Raw genomic sequence first — 17,202 nt, 5'->3', positions numbered from 1 at the left:
ATTTAGATCAGGTTTTCTTCTTCTTCAAGACCCAGTTTGCTATACATTTCAGAGCAATAGCCCTGCAATTTGATCTCAAGCCTGCGGGCTTTATTCTTGAAACGCTTCAGTTCACGGATCATATGTGCTCTGCCCGCAGGCGTGAAGGTCTCTTGAATCCGTTCTTTGAAGTAGTCGTGAACAATATGATTACGCTGCTTCCAGACTTCCTGAAGCTGGTTGGTTTCCTCTTCCGAAAAAGGGAAGTGATGCTGGATTTCTTTGATGAGCTGGCCGAGTGAATTGCTGAGCTTGCGCTGATACAGTTCCGCAAGATCTGCTTCTGTAGGCGTTTTTCCCTGAGACAGCTTCGTTAAAAGCAGCAGGTTGGTCAACTGCTGCTCCAGTGCCTGGCAGTAGTAGACAGCCAGTCCGAAATAAGCAAATAGCTCTTTGGATTGTTCACTCTCCGGTATGTGTGTATCCTTCATCTTTCCTCCCGTTCCCCTTTCTGCTTTGGTATTATTCTATCATCACAAGCAGCCTTGTACTTCATACTCAATCATACTCAATTCGCCGGGTCTGCTTCAATTTCCTTTTTAACCTGATAGAATGCTTCATCATTACAGCAAAAAAACCAGAACTCCACAGTATGGACTGCGGGAGCCTCTGGTCTTGGAATATCTAACTGGAACCTTGGATAATCTCAGCTAGAATAAAATATATAAATAATTTGAAATCGATTTAAGCATATACCTCTACTGCGTCACTAATCAACCGGCAGGCTATCGCAGTGGCTCGGCAGGAATCAATACATGCCTGACAATGGGTATGTAGATGTTTGCTGCTCTCTGCTGCACATTTTTCACAGATTTCTGCGCACAGGCGGAGAATTTCTGCTGCGAAAGGACTTTGACGGGTCATGGCCTGGACGGCAAAAGAACAAATATCAGCACACTCCCGGTCCAGAATCATACTTTCACGTAATGAGGCAAGATCGTATTCTTTTAGGCTTGAGACGTAGCTATAGTTACAGGCATTCATGGTTTGAATACAAGCATCGATGCACTCCTGATATTGAATTCGGGTCATAGCCTTTTACCTCCTGCAATTTTAATAGGGTATGCCTATGTATTAACCTGCAGGAACTCCAACGAACCATTCTTCTACCGGAAGAAGTCCTTTTAGAGACTTCTTTTAACAGCCGCAGGTCTAGTCATAATTCGCTTCTCCAGTTGGAGAAGACGGGTCCGTAGCTCACTGGAAGAAAAGTGCTCTCCGATGAATACCGCCACATCCGGCACTTCACCCTGAGGTGTGATTTTCATGAAATCCGCCTCTCTATAGGCATACTGGAAGAGAAAGCGGCTGGAAGTATCGCTGAATGTAACAATCCCTTTTGCACGGTAGACATCCCGTGGGAGCTCTTTGACAAACTGCTCGAATTCCTCGCTGTTCACAGGACGTTTGAAGTAATGTGTGTAAGCCATCACATGGTCATGAGACGAATGCGTTACACCCTCCAATTCCGGATTCCCCCCCGCAAGTTCAACTTGACTCTCCGACTCCTGCAGAAGCTCATCGTCAACTTCATAGCGAGCCTCGGTATGAACGCCTCCCATACCTTCCAGTAACGCTTCAGGCTCAAGCTCGCAGCGTACAGCAGGCAGTATTTCCGCATAAGCGTTCCATTTCCGCAGAATTACAGTGATTTCTTCCGCTTCCTCCTTCGTCACCCGGTCAGTCTTGTTCAGTATCAGGACTGAAGCACAGCGGATTTGCTCCTGCATCAGCCGGTAGGTCGCACCCTGCTGGGAGCGGTACAGTTCAATCAGATGCGCTGCATCAACAACGGTAATCAGACCTTTCAGTTCCACCAATTGATACAACGAGGTTTCAGTAACTGCGTCTACGATCTCAAGCGGATTGGCTGCCCCAGTTGCTTCAATGACAACAACATCCGGTGATTCTTTTTTAATCAGTGTAGCAAGCTCTGTACTAAGGTCACCCCGGATGGAACAGCAGATACACCCGCCGAGCATTTCCGCCATAGGCACCGACTGCTCTACCAGCAGACCGTCCAGATTCACCTCGCCCAGCTCGTTCATGACTACGGCCGGTTTGAGGCCCTGGCTTTTCCAATGGTCCAATAGGCGTTGCAGCAATGTTGTTTTGCCGCTCCCTAGAAATCCTGACAATATATAAACTGGCATAGCCTGTTCCATGTTTCATCTCTCCCTGACAAAATTCGGTTCTGGTAGCGAGTGTACTACAAGTACCTTTTCGGTGCAAGATAACAGCTGAAGTATAGGATTTACTTGTGGGCCTGCTCCGCTAGCTTGTCTTTGTCAAGGCAATCCCCTATCATGGGAATAAATCGATCAAATAGGAGTTGGTCTGCCTGTCATCCGTTGATGAACACCGGCGCGAAGCGCCCCAAAGTGTGTCCTGTTATGTTATTACGGTCTCTGACACCCGCACACCGGAAACCGATACCGGAGGCGCACTGATTAGAAGTATGCTCGAAGCATCAGGATATGTAGTTACCGGCAGTACGATCGTCAAGGACGATTATGAAGATATCCGTGAACTGGTCTATAAAAGCTCCGTTCACTCGGGCATCGAAGCCGTGCTCTTGACTGGGGGTACGGGAATCTCTCCGCGGGACACCACTTATGAAGCTGTGGCTTCATTATTGGACAAAACACTTCCGGGCTTCGGTGAGATCTTCAGGCTGCTTAGCTTCACCGAAGACATTGGCTCCGCAGCTATCCTCAGCCGGGCCATTGCCGGCACTATCGGTAACACGGCAGTCTTTTCCATGCCCGGTTCTACCGGTGCGATCAAGCTCGCTATGGAGCGGCTGATTGTCCCCGAGTTAAGACATGTCATGCGGGAGATTTATAAACGTTCGTAGGAGAGAAGTTCAACGGTGATTCCCATTCACTTTATAAGAAAAGGCCGGTATAGCTTCCGTTCCACGGATGCTCACACCGGCCTGCAGTTAAACGCTCGGCAAAACGAAATGATCCCAATTAGTCAGGTGATCCTTGACAGCTGTCGAATCTAAGGCGAACGGACCGAAGCAACTTCACTCCACAGGAGGATCTGCGTGTATATCCGTATCGGGTGCTGTATTCACCCAGCGCGAGAATGATACCTTGAGTCCGGAACGGGTAGGGGCGCAGATAAATGGACCTGCCTTTTTACCAGCTTCATAGGGAAAACGCGCCACCCGGATGGTACGCCAAGGGTGTTTCTCTGTTCTGGCCCTGATCACAACCGCATCATTCATCCGTGAAGCCCGCATCGTGATCACCTCACCGGTCCATTCCGGTACAGGCGACAACGACCAGTCGGAATATCCGTCAGTCACAACCGCACCAATATGCGGCACACCGTCATTCAGCTCAATACCTGCTTTGATCCATACCGTGGAGTTAAGCCACAGCATGATCCCCGCCTGGTCGTACAGCTCTGTAAACCCCTGCAGTGAAAAGCTGACCTCTACCGCATCACTATCCTCCCAAGGAGCCAGGAGTGCATGTCCGTTGTCATGCTGGAAGCCGTACATTGTTTTTTCCCAGTAATCACTGCCTTCTGCTGCTTCCACAACGAATGCTCCATCCTGAACCTTGGCGGTGACTGGTTGATTGCTCCACTCTCCACTCTGCCAATCCACTGCTCTCATCACATGGACACCTCATCTTTCCGCTTGTTCATTACAGCGTTGATCTTCTCTGAGCTAATAAGCATTATAACAATATATCCCACAAGCATAAACGGAAGAATCACAAACGAGCTGCGGGCGGCAATCCATCCTAATAAAGGCGGTAAAAATGCACCTCCCGTATACGCCATTGCCATTTGGTAACCCATAATTCTCTGGGACTGCTCCTTCCCGAAGCGGGCGGGTGTCTCATGTAGCATACATGGAAAGATCGGGGCTGAACCAAGACCCACAAGAATAAATCCAAATAAGGAATACACAGCCGGCAAAGGCAGTAACAGAAGCAGCGCACCAAGCAGCGAAATCAGAATACCCGTACGAATGAGCTGGCGGTTATTGAACCTGAAGGTGACAAATCCTGTGACAAGTCTCCCCACCGTAATTCCTCCGTAATAAAGAGACACCCAACCTGCAGCGGTTGCCGCCGATAATCCCTTCTCATTGACCAGAAAGCTGCTGCCCCAGAGCCCAAGCGTCGCTTCTACCCCACAGTAAAAAAGAAAGGTAATCAGCGCCAGCTTCACACCCTTGATGCGCAGCACACCTGCCACAGGAATCTGCGGTGAGATGATCTCCTGCTGAGATTCTATAGCCTGGGCCTGATCTGCAGGTTCGGCCCTTTTCCAGAGGGGAAGTGCAATGAACAGCAGAATCACCAGCACGAACTGAATCAGGCTGACCGTCAAAAAACCATGCCGCCAAGAATCACCAGCTGCAATGTAACGCGACATAATAATTGGACCCAGCATAGCGCCTACACCCCAAAAGCAATGAAGCCAGCTCATGTGATGGGCCTTGTAGTGGGTAGCCACATAATTGTTCAGCCCGGTATCAATGGAGCCGGCACCGAGTCCTAGTGGAAAGCACAATACTGCCAGCCAAATGATCGAAGGGGAATAAGTAAAGCCGAGCAAAGCGAGTGCCGTCACAGCAACGCTGATAAAAGTCACCTTCCCCGTACCGAGCTTCTGCAGCACTACGCCACTAGCCAGGCTGGAGACGATTGTACCTGCGACAACGATCATGGATAGCAGTCCCGCAGCATCCACCGGTGCCCCAAAGTCGGGACGCATCATCGGCCAGGCTGCACCAATCATCGAATCCGGCAAGCCAAGACTAATAAAAGCCAAATAAATAATAATCAGAAAAATTGTAGCCATGGATGTCAACCGCCTATGCTTCAGATTTGGTCAATCGCAGCCCTGTCTCCAGAGTTGCAAGTGTTGAAACGATCATTCCTTCTAAATAATCCCCGGCAAAATCCGTACTGAGCACTACACAAGGAACCATCCCTGACGGCAGTAGTGCTGCACATTGTTCCGTTATGAGACTCAGATGTCCCTCCTTCAAAAAACTTCCATATAGTACGATTGTATCAGGATTTAGCACGCTGCTGACCGCAACAGCCAGCTTGGACACGGCATCCGTCAGCTTCGCCGGCGTAGACTGCCACTCACAGCTGTCCCATGAAATGCCCAGAGGAATATTGGCCACTTCCCCGGCAAATCCGCTTCTTCCTTTATATAGCCGGCCATTAATAATCATCCCAGCTCCTGGTGGAAATCGGTCAGGAAAGTACAAATAGACAGCTGAACCCTCCGATTTCATCTCAAACCTGCTGAAGTGACCGATAGCCGCAGCATTCACATCGTTTTCGATCATAACCCGCTTATGATAGTGCTGCCTGAAATACTCTGCAACAGCTATACCGCGCAGAGCTTCATAATCAGAGACCACCAGCCTGCCATCCGCTTCTGCACCGGGTAATCCAAAGCCTATGGCCTCTATAGCCGGATAGAGCACTAACAATTCATCTATAATAGCTTCAAAGCAGGCTAGATCTACTCTAGATACCTGCCTGTTCACCTGATACAGACAGCGCCCGATGAGTGTAACTACAGTACACCTGATACTGATGCCTCCAAGCTCTTCAAACGGGAACATGATAAGTGCCAGAACATGCTCATCATTGTATATGTACTGCTGGGCAGGCCTGCCTCCACTGGACGAAATTTGCCCTGCCGCCTTAACTTCCGAATGCCGGATCAGAAACTCCAGTACTGTACTGACTGTAACGATGCTTAGCCCAGTTTCCTCGGCAATCTGCCGTTTGGTAACCTGTTTATGTTCTTTCAGCACTCCCCGCACCAGGTTGATATTCACTTCTTTAATAACCAGAGCGTTGCCTCCGATATTCTTCATTTTTCTTCACCCCACTTATTATAATACTTTATAAAAGTGTTTTATTAAATAGTTATTCTGATGTATGCTACTTTTTTGATTAAACGGAATTCCGGCCTTGTGACGTTCTACGTTCTCCACTTAATACACAACCATGATCCAAAAAAAAGCCCAGCAGATAAATTCTGCCAGGCTTGTGCATTTATTATGGGTATTATCGGCACAGATGTTATAAGTCCTACAAATCCGGGTGCTCGTGTTTGGCTTTGAGACGATTCCAGCGGCGTTGTACTTCACCTTCGAAGCTCCGCAGAGCAGGCTCGTTCTCAGGCTTCAGCAGATGTCTGGTTTTGCCCATCGTCTTCAGCCATGCAGCGACTTCCACACGTTTGTCCTTTTCCTCTGGATTGTACGTTATCGTTGTCGTGCCCTGTTCTACTTCGTAGAGCGGGAAGAAACAGGATTCCACGGCCAGTGACACAATATTAGTTCCATCTTTATCTTCACTCATCCAGTTCAGCGGGCATGCAATAAGAATCTTGCCGTAGACCAGCCCTTCATTCTGTGCATACCACTGGGCTTTGGCTGCTTTTTTGAGCAGATCCTGCGGATATGCCTCACAACCAGTAAATACATAAGGGATGTTAGTGGCCGCCATGATCTGAGCGGTATCCTTATGCTGCGTAACTTTACCCTGCTGTGTCTTGCCGATGCTTGAAGTTGAAGTACGATGGCCGAGCGGTGTGGAATACGACTGCTGGGCGCCAGTATTCATATATCCTTCGTTGTCATACTCTACAATAATCATCTTATGGCCGCGTAAGGCAGCACCAATAGCTGGACCCATACCGATATCCATGCCCCCGTCACCAGTTACCATGACAAAGGTGAAGTCCTCCTGAAGTCCCAATCCATCTAGTTCTCCGCGGCGTTTGCGTTCCCAGAACATTTCCACGACACCGGACAACGTAGCTGCACCGTTCTGGAACAGGTTGTGGATGAAGGTCGACTTATGGGCGGAATATGGATAGCCGGTAGTTGTAACCATCGCACACCCTGTGTGATACAGGGCTACAATGTCTCCTTCAATTCCTTTGAAGAATAGCTCCAGACCGGAGAAAATCCCACAGCCCGGACAGGCACCATGACCCGGTGACAAACGTCTTGGTTTCTTCATCAGGCTGCGGATTGGCGGTACCTTCACGCTAAGCTTGCCAGTCTCTTCGTTCTGCTTCACAGTGATTAGACCTGTCTTGAGGGATTCAAAGTTCATCGGCTTCAGCAAGCGCTTCGGTGCTTGGTCCGGTGAACCTGGATTGTGGCCATAGTAGTCAAAAGGAATTTCCACACGATCGGCAGCTACAGCATCCATTGCCAGCTGGAAGAAATGATGCCCGTCTTCAGCGTAGAAATCCTTACCGCCTAATCCATAGATGCGGCTGATTACCTTAGTGGTAGTGTTGCCATATGTGAATAGGGCTGCCTTAATTTCATTGACCATGTTACCGCCGTGTCCACCTACAGAATCTGCACGGTCTCCAACCGTAATAGCCTTCACATTCTTCAATGCTTCAGCGATTTGCTTCTGCGGGAAGGGGCGGATCATGTTAGGGGAGATCGCTCCGGCTTTGATCCCTTGCAGACGAAGCTGGTCGACAACATCTTTGATAATCTCCGAAGCAGAGTTCATCAGGAACACGGCAACATCGGCATCCTCCATCCGGTACTGCTCGATCATCGGATAGTGGCGTCCAGTCAGTTCTGCGAATTCCTGGGCAATCTCTTCGAATACTTCACCGGCATTGTACATGGCAACAGATTGCTGGTAACGGTTATTGATATAATCCGGTTCGTTCATGTAAGGGCCTACCGTAACAGGATTGTTACGGTCTAAGGTGTCTGTAAAGCCAGTAGGCGGCTGTTCGCCTACAAACTTATGAACATCCTCCCGATGGGCAAAAGCTTGTACACGCCGCTTCTGGTGAGAAGTGAAATAACCATCTGAAGCAACCATTACCGGAAGACGGACCTTGGCGTGTTCAGCCAGCTTCAACGCCATCAGATTCATATCATAGACAGACTGAGGATCACGGCACATCAGAATCGGCCATCCGGTGTTCAGGGCAAAATATAAATCGGAGTGGTCCCCGTGAATATTAAGCGGACCGGAGATCGAGCGGCAGATCAGGTTCATTACCATTGGCATACGGGTACCTGCTTGTACAGGCAATTGCTCCAGCATAAACATATATCCTTGGGCACTGGTGGCGTTGAATACTCGTCCGCCTGCAGTAGATGCGCCGTAACAGATCCCTGCGGAGCTATGTTCACCATCTGAAGGTACAAGCATGATGTCATGCTGACCGCTGGCTTTCATCGTGTCCAGGAACTGGGCTACTTCTGTGGAAGGTGAAATCGGGAAATAGCCCATGACATGATAATTGATCTGATGGGCGGCATATGCAGCCATTTCGTTACCGGATTCATATAGGAATTTCTGCTCCACTTTGGCGGAGCCTACTTCTTTTTCATAATCTATAGCCATTATTCATTCCACCTTTCTTCAAGAATTAAAGCTGTGTAATCAGATCAAATGTGTGGTGTACCGTGTGGCTGTCAGCATAGCCTTCCTTCTCACGCTGGCTTGATAACGCTGAGGTCGGGCAGGCGTCTATACATTTCAAGCAACCCTTGCAATATTGATAATCAATGCCCGTCAGGAACATTTGCGAACGGCCCTTGCGGTCGATCCGTTCTTCCCATACAAAACACTGGTCCGGACATACTGTATCGCACTGAGCGCAATGAATGCAGGATTCGTTCTCATACGCAGGGATCATGCCGGAACGTGAGATGCTGAGGTTCTTCAGGAATGTGCTGCCTGGATTAATTATCGAGCCGCCGATCGGCTGCGTATCATATCCCAGAACGCCGATATCGGAACGGACATATTCAGGCATCGTATCCCCTGCTGCCAGCTCAAATCGCATAAACTTCACTTCATTATAGCCGCGGTCAAACGTTGTAATGGCAGACTCGACAGCCTGAGGGTATTTTTTGCCTAGAGACTTCTGAATCACGTCCTTCATCGTTGCGGTATCCAGAAATGGACACAGCCGGAACAACGCGCCTAACATCGCCATATTTACCCGATTCTTCTCTTTCAGTGCAATGCTTGTTGCATCGATTACGGCAATGGTTCCGGCTTTCATCTTCAGCAGCTCTTTCAGTTCCTCCGGCGATTTGGCCGAATTCACCAGTACGGTGCTCTCTTCAAGAATCCCGCTAGTCACATTGACTGTCTTGGCCAGCGCTTCATGGAACACACCCACCACATGCGGACGTTCCACAGGTGAGGTATCGCGGATATGTGTGTTCAGATCACAGAAGCGGATATGCGCTTTAACTGCAGAACCCTTCTTCTCCGAGCCGTACGAAGAGAAACTGACGCCATTAAGGCCCGCCCCCACTACACCTGCTTCAGCGAGCATCTTACCCGCAAGGTTCGCACCTAAGCCTCCAATGGACTCCAGACGAATCTCGAAAAATCCGAGATCATTGACGATTGGTAATTGTACCACCGACATAACCCCTTTCTTTGTGTCAAGTAGAATAACATCCTTATGACTTTTTCAACGATTGTAACTTGAAATTGTCAGTCGCGAAGTGACATATCTTGCATTTTCCACGCCTCAGGAATCACATTTATTTATGGATTTCAATCGATTTCTTTATACACGACAGTGCTGCGTTACTTTAATAGAAGGTAATCTGCCATAAAAATGTCTAAATGTGAATATTGTGTGTTAATCCGCACTTCCCAAGTCCAATGTGGAACCAATGTCACCCTTAATTTAGCAATAAAATTAAAAATTAAGATGTTAAATTTATCACATAAATCATGATATTTATCACAGGTCAGAGACCTGTCCTATGAATTTTGACAGTATCCAAAAAAAGGCTGCTCCTGAGTAGAAGATCTACTCCAGGAACAGCCTCGCTGTCTTTTACTTACTACCAGTTGTCAGCTAAGTTCATCATTCGGATCCGGCATCATATGCTCCGCTATCAGTTGCTGCTTGCGTTTCCATACCTGCTCACTGAGATTCACGCGGTATACCTCGGGATTCAACTTACGCAGATACTCCGGCCAGAACAAATCAATCTGTTCCTGATGATAGCGGCGGATTTCATCCAGATCTGGCAACGTATAGACCTGGAACCCGTTTACGAAGATCGGCTCCAGCATCGGCAAAGCTTTATATTTCTCCACATACTTCTGCAAATAAGGATGAAGCGGATTGAACAGCTTCAGACGGGCACCACTCTGCGGCTCTTTCTCCCCGGGGAAGCTGATATAGTCAGCCAGAGCTTTTCCTTTGGGGCCAATGATCCGGAAAACATCCTTTTTGCCTGGCGTGGATACTTTCTCCGGGTTGGATGAAATCTTGATCGTCGGAACCATTTCACCGGAAGGTGATTCAATCTCAACAAGCTTATATACACCGCCCAGGGAGGGCTGATCCGAAGCCGTGATGAGTTGTGTGCCGACACCCCACGTATCTATAGCCGCACCCTGGGATTTCAAGTTCATAATCGTATTTTCGTCCAGATCATTCGAGGCCACAATTTTCACATAATCCAGACCCGCATCATCCAGCATTTTGCGAGCTTGGATAGACAGATACGCCAAGTCACCGCTGTCCAGCCGGATACCGTTCATCCGTTTGCCTGCCGCCTCCAGCATCTTGGCTGTATTAATGGCATGCGGCACACCGCTGCGCAGCGTATCGAACGTGTCTACCAGTAGGGTAACACCATCCGGCATTACCTTGGCGTAGGCATCGAAGGCCTCCTGCTCACTGGCAAAGCTCTGTACCCAGGAGTGGGCATGGGTTCCCTTCGTAGGGATGCCGAACTTTTTGCCGGCCAGCATATTCGAGGTTGCGTGGAAGCCTCCCACATAAGCTGCACGTGCACCCCAGACAGCTGCATCCGCTTCCTGTGCCCGGCGTGTACCGAACTCCAGCAGTGTATCCTTTGGAGCCACCTGCTTAATCCGCGAGGCCTTAGTGGCAATCAGTGTCTGGTAGTTCATGAAGTTCAGGATCGCCGTTTCTACCAGCTGCGCCTCCATAATCGTACCCTCGACGCGAATAAGCGGCTCATCCGGGAAAACCAGGGCACCCTCTTTCATAGAATGAATGCTCCCTTGGAAATGGAACTGCAGCAGCTCTTCAAGAAAAGCAGGGGCATAATTCTCTTCCTGCTCCGACAGATAGCGGATATCATCCTCCGTAAAGCGCAACTCGGCGATATACTGGGTTATGCGCTCCAGCCCGGCGAATACGGCAAAACCATTACCAAAGGGGAGCTTGCGGAAGTAGGCTTCAAACACCGCTCTGCGCTTATGGCTTCCGTTCACCCAATGGGCGTACATCATATTGATTTGATATTTGTCTGTATGTAGAGCAAGTTCTCTCCTCAAAATCCTCATCTCCTAGCTTTTCTCTGGTGCTCTGTGAGTGGTGTGCGATTTGGTTATTCTGCTGCAACTACTGTCGCTCCGAGGCTTCCGGTGAAATGTCCAAGCGCCCAGTTATGGCCTTCCGGATTGAAGCTGGCCACTGCATCCTTATGAACGACAATACTGAAACCCTTGTTATAGGCATCCACTGCCGTATGCAGGACACAGATATCTGTGCATACTCCGATCAGGTGCAGCTCTGTAATCCCACGTTCACGCAGCTTCAGTTCCAGTTCTGTACCGCAAAAGGCGCTGTAACGTGTTTTATCCATCCAATCGATTGAATCCTGGTTCTGTTCGTACACATCTTTCAGACTGCCGTACAGCTCCCGCCCCTTAGTATCCCGCAGATTATGTGGCGGAAAGAGCTTGCTCTCCGGATGATAAGGATCATTCTCTTCATGCAGATCCACAGCCATCACCACATAATCCCCGTTGTCCACGAAAGCCTGAGTTAGCTCGCTGATCCGAGGTGCGATATCAATACCAGGCTGCCCCACAGGCAGACTGCCATCTACAAAATCATTCGTGAAGTCAATTACGATCAAAGCTCTCATTACTGCTATCCCTCCCTAGGTATAGATTGATAACAAAGGCTCATGATCCGTGAACATATAGAGCTGTGCCGGACGCTGCGAATACTGGTTGGAGCTTACCGGATTGCCGGCTTCATCCCGTACTTCCTTTAATATACCCTGACGGCTGCGGGTTGAAGTGATTTTGCGGATGAAATTGGGCTCCTTGAATTCAGGCACTACAGTCTGGATCACCTGATACAGCTCACTCAGAGTGAAATGATGGGGCAGAAACTGCCTGGCAATTGTCGTCTGCAGCATTTGCTGCTGAATCCGCAAATATGCATCTTTAATAATGTCATGGTGGTCAAAAGCAAGCTCAAGCTCCTCAAGCGCCTCCTGCAGCGTGAACAGCCCAACCTCTCCCGCATCATCAGAAGCTTGTCTATGTTCCAGCATCCATTCTTCCACTAATGCAAAGAAAGCATGGCTGATAATCCATCCGCGCGGATCGCGTCCGGGCTTGCTGTAGACGCCCAGATATTCCAAATGCCCGCCGTCCACACCGGTTTCTTCCTTCAGTTCACGGGTCGCGGCATCGTAGATGGATTCATCTTCCTGGCAAAATCCGCCCGGCAATGCCCACATCCCTGCACATGGCCATTTTTTGCGTTTCACGAGCATGACCTTCAGTTCACGCAGCGGAAGCGTCTTGGTGACGGTCTTCCGCTCGCGCTTGGTCAGTGTAAACATGACAATATCGGCCGGGACCCCGTCCGGCGTGCGGTATTTTTTGACGTTATAGGTTTGTTCCCCGTTCTCGCTCACAATGAATCATCCTTTGCCCCAGCATATTTAATAAGTGGATCTTCTTGAAATTAATCACCACAGGTCGAAGGAGGCGCTTCGGTACCCGCTTCTACATTGATTTTCTCCGAAACGGTATCGCGGATCACCGAAATCACAAGCTGCAGTAGATAGTTGATATCGCTCTGGCTTTGCTGGAATTCATTCACGACTGGAATCCCGTCGATCTCATCCTGCAGCACTTCAATTTCACGTTCGATTTTGGCGACCATTTCCTTATTCTTGAAGCTTTCGAACGCCACAATTTCTTTCTGCTTCTTCTTAATGGTAGCGATCAGACCTTGCACCCGTTCGTGATTCTGGATCTTCTGCTCTGCCTGCTGAAAATGCTTTACTTCTTCGCTCGTGGAGATGAGTGAGGCAAGCTCTTTGGCTTTTCCCATAATATCTTCACGTACAATCAGGTCACGGGTATTATAGGTCTGCATGCCGTATTCATTCAAACGCGGTTCTTCCTGGCTCACTGCTATCGCCCCATTTCTTTATAATTATAGAATTGCCGCAGCTTCAGCTACGCAATCCCCTTTGATGTACCATGTCTTCGTATCGGTAATTCTAACCTGAACAAAGGTTCCGATCAAATCCTTCGGCCCTTCAAAATGCACCAGCTTGTTGGCGCGGCTGCGGCCGGACAGCACATTGGAATTGTTCTTGCTCTCGCCTTCCACCAATACCTCTACGATCTCGCCAAGCATCCGGTCATTGCTGACCCTGCTCTGCTCCTTAATCAGATCATTGAGCCGCTGCAGGCGTTCACTCTTCACCTCTTGCGGGACATTATCCTCCATGGAAGCTGCTGGCGTTCCTTCACGCGGAGAATAAATGAAAGTATATGCCATATCATAGCCCACTTCGCGCACCAGTGACAGGGTATCCTCGAACTGCTCCTCAGTTTCACCAGGGAAGCCAACAATGATATCCGTAGTCAGCACAGCATTAGGCACGCTGGCTTTGATCTTCCGTACAAGCTCAAGATACGTTTCTCGGCTGTATTTACGGCTCATTTTCTTCAGCACAGCTGTACTTCCCGATTGGACCGGCAGATGGATATGTTCCGTCAGATTGCCGCCTTTACCGAGCACTTCAATTAATCTATCGTCAAAATCGCGGGGATGCGATGTCATGAAGCGGATACGCGGGATGTCTATTTTTCGCATATCGTCCATCAGGTCCCCGAATGTATAGTCCATATCTATAAAATCCTTGCCGTAGGCATTCACATTCTGTCCCAGCAGCGTAACTTCCTTAAAGCCCTGACGTGCCAGTTCCCGCATCTCAGCGATTACATCTTCAGGACGGCGGCTGCGCTCCTTGCCCCGCGTGAACGGTACAATACAATAGGTACAGAACTTGTCGCAGCCATACATGATGTTCACCCAGGCGCGCATGCCCTCCCGCTTCTTCGGCAGGTTCTCAATGATGTCGCCTTCCTTGGACCAGACCTCTACGACGAGCTCTTTGCTAAAATATGCTTCCTTAACGAGATGTGGCAGGCGGTGGATGTTATGGGTACCGAATATCATATCCACAAATCCATGCTTGGACATAATCCGGTTGACTACACCCTCCTCCTGGGACATACACCCGCAGACCCCAAGCAACAGGCCGGGTTTCTCCAGCTTCAGATTCTTCAGGTGTCCAAGCTCGCCGAATACTTTATCTTCTGCATTCTCCCGGATGGCGCAGGTGTTCAGCAGAATGATATCTGCCATATTGCGGTCCTCGGTGCCAAGATACCCCATTTGCTCCAGGAGCCCCTTCATCGTCTCAGTGTCATGCTCATTCATCTGGCAGCCGTAAGTGGCTATGGAGTAATAATGCTGTTTGTGGCGGTTGATCTCTCTGAACTCTTCCATAATCCGGTTCGTGTCCGCATTCTCAAAGTCAATGACTTCAATATCCTGCTTACCCCGGCGTTTGCCTTCCTTGTAATCCGGATTGGAATTGATCTGAACGGTGCGGCCCTTGATCCGGTAGGTGGTTTTGCCTTCTTCTTCACTGATGACTTTGGCATCAGAAAAATCAAAATATTTCGAGTAATCCTTCGAATCACCCTTGCCGGATTTTAAGTCCGGTGAGTTATTCTCCATTGTCATGGTTTCACGTCCTTTATTCTTGAAGCTCTGCAGCGTCTGCAAGGCTGAAATGGTAATACTCAAGTAAAAATTATAGCATAAATCATCCATTCTCGTAATTGGACGGCCAAAACAAAAACCGCCCTGATCAGGGCGGCTATACTTTCAGAATATCTTGTACATTTTAATACAGAGTCTTTGTCGATTCGGAAGTAAAAGCAATAATCTCCTCTGTTCTGCCGCTCTTCACCTTAGCAGGCCAGGCTGGATCACTGATAAGCGCTCTGCCGACAGCGACCAGATCGAACTCAGCTTTATCCAGCTTCTCCAGCAACCGTTCAATATTGTCTTCTTCATTCTTCTCGGTTACGGCGGTTACGAACTCACTGTTCAAACCTACAGAACCTACAGTAATGGTTGGTTTGCCGGTGATTTTCTTCGTCCAGCCCGCCAGATTCAGCTCGGAGCCTTCAAATTCAGGTAACCAGAAACGGCGTGTCGAGCAGTGGAAAATATCTACCCCGGCATTGCTGAGCGGAGTAAGGAATCGGGCAAGCTCTTCCGGTGTCTGAGCCAGCTTAGCGGAATAATCCCCGCTCTTCCACTGCGAAAAACGAAGAATAATTGGAAAGTCCGGGCCAACCGCACGGCGGCAGGCATCAATGATTTGAACCGCAAAGGTCGTCCGGGCTTCCAGGTCGCCGCCATACTCATCAGTCCGCTTGTTGGTTTTTTCCCAGAAAAACTGATCAATCAGATAGCCATGCGCACCATGAAGCTCGATTCCGTCAAAGCCTACTGCTTTGGCATCGGCAGCAGCCTGGGCGAAGGCAGCGACAATCCCGTCTATTTCCTGCTGGGTCATAGGCTCCGTAACCGGCTCGCCTGCCAGATCCAGTCCGGAAGGTCCTATCGGCAGTGCATCTACATTCGGAAGCTGGCCTATAGTACGGGCCATCCCGACATGCCAGAGCTGCGGTACGATCTTGCCGCCAGCGGCATGAACCTCTTTCACTACGTTTGCCCATCCCTTAAGGGAGGCTTCACCATGGATATTGGGAATATTCTGGTGGCTGACCGCTGAAGGATGATTAATCGCCGTTCCTTCGGTGATGATCAGACCTACTCCGCCTTCAGCACGCCGGCGGTAATATGCAGCAACATCTTCTCCCGGGACGCCATTTGGCGAATACACACGGGTCATAGGTGCCATTACGATACGATTGGCAAGAGACAAGCTTCCTGCCTGAAATGGGGCAAACAATTTATCGGTGTTCATATTCAGCCTCCGTTAATTAATATAATTACTTTAAGTAAGCATATTATGCCTGTTGTCACTCGTAAAAGCAAATGAAGGAGCTGCAGGACTCCTATTCTCCCTCCTTTGGTGCTGCATACCAAAAAACCGGACACAACAGTTCACTGCTGTGTCCGGCGATAAGATTCAGATAATGTCCCTGATTCTGGATTCGTTGCAATTCTATAATTCCAATATTCCTGCTTTTGGCGTTACGCGGAATGCTGCGGCCAAATCGGCCAATTGCCGGTCAGTAATCTTCTGCTTGATTTCTCTGCCGCCAATCAGATTATAGACAATTGCCGCTTTTTCGATCGTTTCCACGAGTCCGAAGGTAGCGTCCATGGTTGCGCCGGTGACAAAAATACCGTGCTGCGGCCAGATCACCACGCGGTACTCTTTCATTTTGTCAGCGGTAGCACGGCCAATTTCACTGCTGCCTGGTACGATCCAAGGAATGACACTAACGCCATCCGGGAAGACAACCAGACATTCAGTGCACATTTCCCATAGAGTTTTGGTGAATTTCAGCTCATCCAGATCATGGGTGAACGTCATAGCGATGACATTCGTAGCATGAGTATGCAGCACAATGCGATGTGCAGGATCGACCTTTAAACGTTCAATATGGCTCATGAAATGCGAAGCAAGCTCACTTGTCGGTACTGCGCCGTTACGGAGACCCCACAGTACTTCAACACTCTCTCCATTATCATTGACACGAAGGACGCCCAGATTCGCTTCCGGATCCTTGATCACATTGCGGAAGTATTTGCCCGAACCAGTGACGATAAAATATTTTCCAGCCAGCTCCTGTACCGGAAAAGTCAGCTTAATCGTCCGTAAAGACTCTCGGATGTTAATATATTTCGCTACCTCTTCCTCATCCAGCAGGTAACTCACGTTGCCGCCGTTCAGCTCATCCCAGCCTAGCGACCACATATGATGGGTAATTTCCGACATCTCCTGGATGAACGGGGCTTCTACAGAAGCAATATAACCTTTGGATTCAATTACGGATGTACTCATAT

16 protein-coding genes are annotated in these 17,202 nt (G+C 49.1%); 1 reads left to right on the top strand and 15 read right to left on the bottom strand.

Annotation, left to right across the window (positions count from 1 at the left end; translation table 11 throughout):
* Window positions 1-2: 2 nt before the first annotated feature.
* The 3 genes from ACAN54_RS01895 to ACAN54_RS01885 all read right to left on the bottom strand — a co-directional run bounded on the left by ACAN54_RS01895 (window position 3) and on the right by ACAN54_RS01885 (window position 2,204).
* Window positions 3-470: a hypothetical protein gene (locus ACAN54_RS01895; protein WP_379151698.1), complete on the bottom strand. Its 468-nt coding sequence runs from the start codon at window positions 468-470 to the stop codon at window positions 3-5.
* 253 nt (window positions 471-723) lie between these two features.
* Window positions 724-1,071, bottom strand: a complete 348-nt coding sequence (locus ACAN54_RS01890) for a four-helix bundle copper-binding protein (RefSeq protein WP_379151695.1) — start codon at window positions 1,069-1,071, stop codon at window positions 724-726.
* 92 nt (window positions 1,072-1,163) lie between these two features.
* The gene (locus ACAN54_RS01885) at window positions 1,164-2,204 is read right to left on the bottom strand and encodes a CobW family GTP-binding protein (protein WP_379151692.1); all 1,041 of its coding nucleotides are present in this window, start codon (window positions 2,202-2,204) and stop codon (window positions 1,164-1,166) included.
* 176 nt (window positions 2,205-2,380) lie between these two features.
* Between ACAN54_RS01885 and ACAN54_RS01880 the strand changes: the two genes are divergently transcribed.
* Window positions 2,381-2,896: a MogA/MoaB family molybdenum cofactor biosynthesis protein gene (locus ACAN54_RS01880; protein ID WP_379154096.1), complete on the top strand. Its 516-nt coding sequence runs from the start codon at window positions 2,381-2,383 to the stop codon at window positions 2,894-2,896.
* A gap of 174 nt (window positions 2,897-3,070) precedes the next feature.
* Here the strand turns inward: ACAN54_RS01880 and ACAN54_RS01875 are convergent, their stop codons facing one another.
* The 12 genes from ACAN54_RS01875 to rhaD all read right to left on the bottom strand — a co-directional run bounded on the left by ACAN54_RS01875 (window position 3,071) and on the right by rhaD (window position 17,200).
* Window positions 3,071-3,670: a DUF1349 domain-containing protein gene (locus ACAN54_RS01875; protein WP_379151688.1), complete on the bottom strand. Its 600-nt coding sequence runs from the start codon at window positions 3,668-3,670 to the stop codon at window positions 3,071-3,073.
* Window positions 3,670-4,869: an MFS transporter gene (locus ACAN54_RS01870; RefSeq protein WP_379151686.1), complete on the bottom strand. Its 1,200-nt coding sequence runs from the start codon at window positions 4,867-4,869 to the stop codon at window positions 3,670-3,672. The genes ACAN54_RS01875 and ACAN54_RS01870 overlap by 1 nt, the downstream gene beginning before the upstream one ends.
* 13 nt (window positions 4,870-4,882) lie before the next feature.
* Window positions 4,883-5,911: an ROK family transcriptional regulator gene (locus ACAN54_RS01865; RefSeq protein ID WP_379151683.1), complete on the bottom strand. Its 1,029-nt coding sequence runs from the start codon at window positions 5,909-5,911 to the stop codon at window positions 4,883-4,885.
* 217 nt (window positions 5,912-6,128) lie between these two features.
* On the bottom strand, window positions 6,129-8,435 hold the full coding sequence (locus ACAN54_RS01860; RefSeq protein WP_379151681.1) for a thiamine pyrophosphate-dependent enzyme: 2,307 nt from the start codon (window positions 8,433-8,435) through the stop codon (window positions 6,129-6,131).
* A 25-nt stretch (window positions 8,436-8,460) separates the two neighbouring features.
* The gene (locus ACAN54_RS01855; RefSeq protein WP_379151678.1) at window positions 8,461-9,471 is read right to left on the bottom strand and encodes a 2-oxoacid:acceptor oxidoreductase family protein; all 1,011 of its coding nucleotides are present in this window, start codon (window positions 9,469-9,471) and stop codon (window positions 8,461-8,463) included.
* 443 nt (window positions 9,472-9,914) lie between these two features.
* On the bottom strand, window positions 9,915-11,387 hold the full coding sequence (locus tag ACAN54_RS01850; RefSeq protein ID WP_379151675.1) for a nicotinate phosphoribosyltransferase: 1,473 nt from the start codon (window positions 11,385-11,387) through the stop codon (window positions 9,915-9,917).
* A gap of 44 nt (window positions 11,388-11,431) precedes the next feature.
* On the bottom strand, window positions 11,432-11,974 hold the full coding sequence (locus ACAN54_RS01845) for a cysteine hydrolase family protein (protein ID WP_379151672.1): 543 nt from the start codon (window positions 11,972-11,974) through the stop codon (window positions 11,432-11,434).
* Window positions 11,975-11,989: 15 nt separating this feature from the next.
* Complete coding sequence (locus tag ACAN54_RS01840) at window positions 11,990-12,760, bottom strand: NUDIX domain-containing protein (RefSeq protein ID WP_379151669.1); 771 nt, start codon at window positions 12,758-12,760, stop codon at window positions 11,990-11,992.
* Window positions 12,761-12,810: 50 nt separating this feature from the next.
* Window positions 12,811-13,227 (bottom strand): YlbF/YmcA family competence regulator, encoded by a 417-nt coding sequence (locus ACAN54_RS01835; protein ID WP_379154094.1) that lies wholly within the window; start codon window positions 13,225-13,227, stop codon window positions 12,811-12,813.
* 60 nt (window positions 13,228-13,287) lie between these two features.
* On the bottom strand, window positions 13,288-14,895 hold the full coding sequence (miaB, locus tag ACAN54_RS01830) for a tRNA (N6-isopentenyl adenosine(37)-C2)-methylthiotransferase MiaB (RefSeq protein WP_379154092.1): 1,608 nt from the start codon (window positions 14,893-14,895) through the stop codon (window positions 13,288-13,290).
* Window positions 14,896-15,058: 163 nt separating this feature from the next.
* The gene (locus ACAN54_RS01825; protein WP_379151665.1) at window positions 15,059-16,153 is read right to left on the bottom strand and encodes an NADH:flavin oxidoreductase; all 1,095 of its coding nucleotides are present in this window, start codon (window positions 16,151-16,153) and stop codon (window positions 15,059-15,061) included.
* Between the two features lie 201 nt (window positions 16,154-16,354).
* Window positions 16,355-17,200 (bottom strand): rhamnulose-1-phosphate aldolase, encoded by an 846-nt coding sequence (gene rhaD, locus ACAN54_RS01820; RefSeq protein WP_379151662.1) that lies wholly within the window; start codon window positions 17,198-17,200, stop codon window positions 16,355-16,357.
* Window positions 17,201-17,202: the final 2 nt, after the last annotated feature.

The organism is Paenibacillus diazotrophicus (genome assembly GCF_042610465.1).
The sequence above is the reverse complement of the archived record's forward strand: the minus strand, read 5'-3'. Positions and strand labels throughout refer to the sequence as shown.

Coding starts and splice junctions, on each gene's coding strand:
- ACAN54_RS01895 (WP_379151698.1), bottom strand. CDS start 470: ATGAAGGATACACACATACCGGAGAGTGAACAATCCAAAGAGCTATTT.
- ACAN54_RS01890 (WP_379151695.1), bottom strand. CDS start 1,071: ATGACCCGAATTCAATATCAGGAGTGCATCGATGCTTGTATTCAAACC.
- ACAN54_RS01885 (WP_379151692.1), bottom strand. CDS start 2,204: ATGGAACAGGCTATGCCAGTTTATATATTGTCAGGATTTCTAGGGAGC.
- ACAN54_RS01875 (WP_379151688.1), bottom strand. CDS start 3,670: ATGAGAGCAGTGGATTGGCAGAGTGGAGAGTGGAGCAATCAACCAGTC.
- ACAN54_RS01870 (WP_379151686.1), bottom strand. CDS start 4,869: ATGGCTACAATTTTTCTGATTATTATTTATTTGGCTTTTATTAGTCTT.
- ACAN54_RS01865 (WP_379151683.1), bottom strand. CDS start 5,911: ATGAAGAATATCGGAGGCAACGCTCTGGTTATTAAAGAAGTGAATATC.
- ACAN54_RS01860 (WP_379151681.1), bottom strand. CDS start 8,435: ATGGCTATAGATTATGAAAAAGAAGTAGGCTCCGCCAAAGTGGAGCAG.
- ACAN54_RS01850 (WP_379151675.1), bottom strand. CDS start 11,387: ATGAGGATTTTGAGGAGAGAACTTGCTCTACATACAGACAAATATCAA.
- ACAN54_RS01845 (WP_379151672.1), bottom strand. CDS start 11,974: ATGAGAGCTTTGATCGTAATTGACTTCACGAATGATTTTGTAGATGGC.
- ACAN54_RS01835 (WP_379154094.1), bottom strand. CDS start 13,227: ATGCAGACCTATAATACCCGTGACCTGATTGTACGTGAAGATATTATG.
- miaB (WP_379154092.1), bottom strand. CDS start 14,895: ATGACAATGGAGAATAACTCACCGGACTTAAAATCCGGCAAGGGTGAT.
- ACAN54_RS01825 (WP_379151665.1), bottom strand. CDS start 16,153: ATGAACACCGATAAATTGTTTGCCCCATTTCAGGCAGGAAGCTTGTCT.
- rhaD (WP_379151662.1), bottom strand. CDS start 17,200: ATGAGTACATCCGTAATTGAATCCAAAGGTTATATTGCTTCTGTAGAA.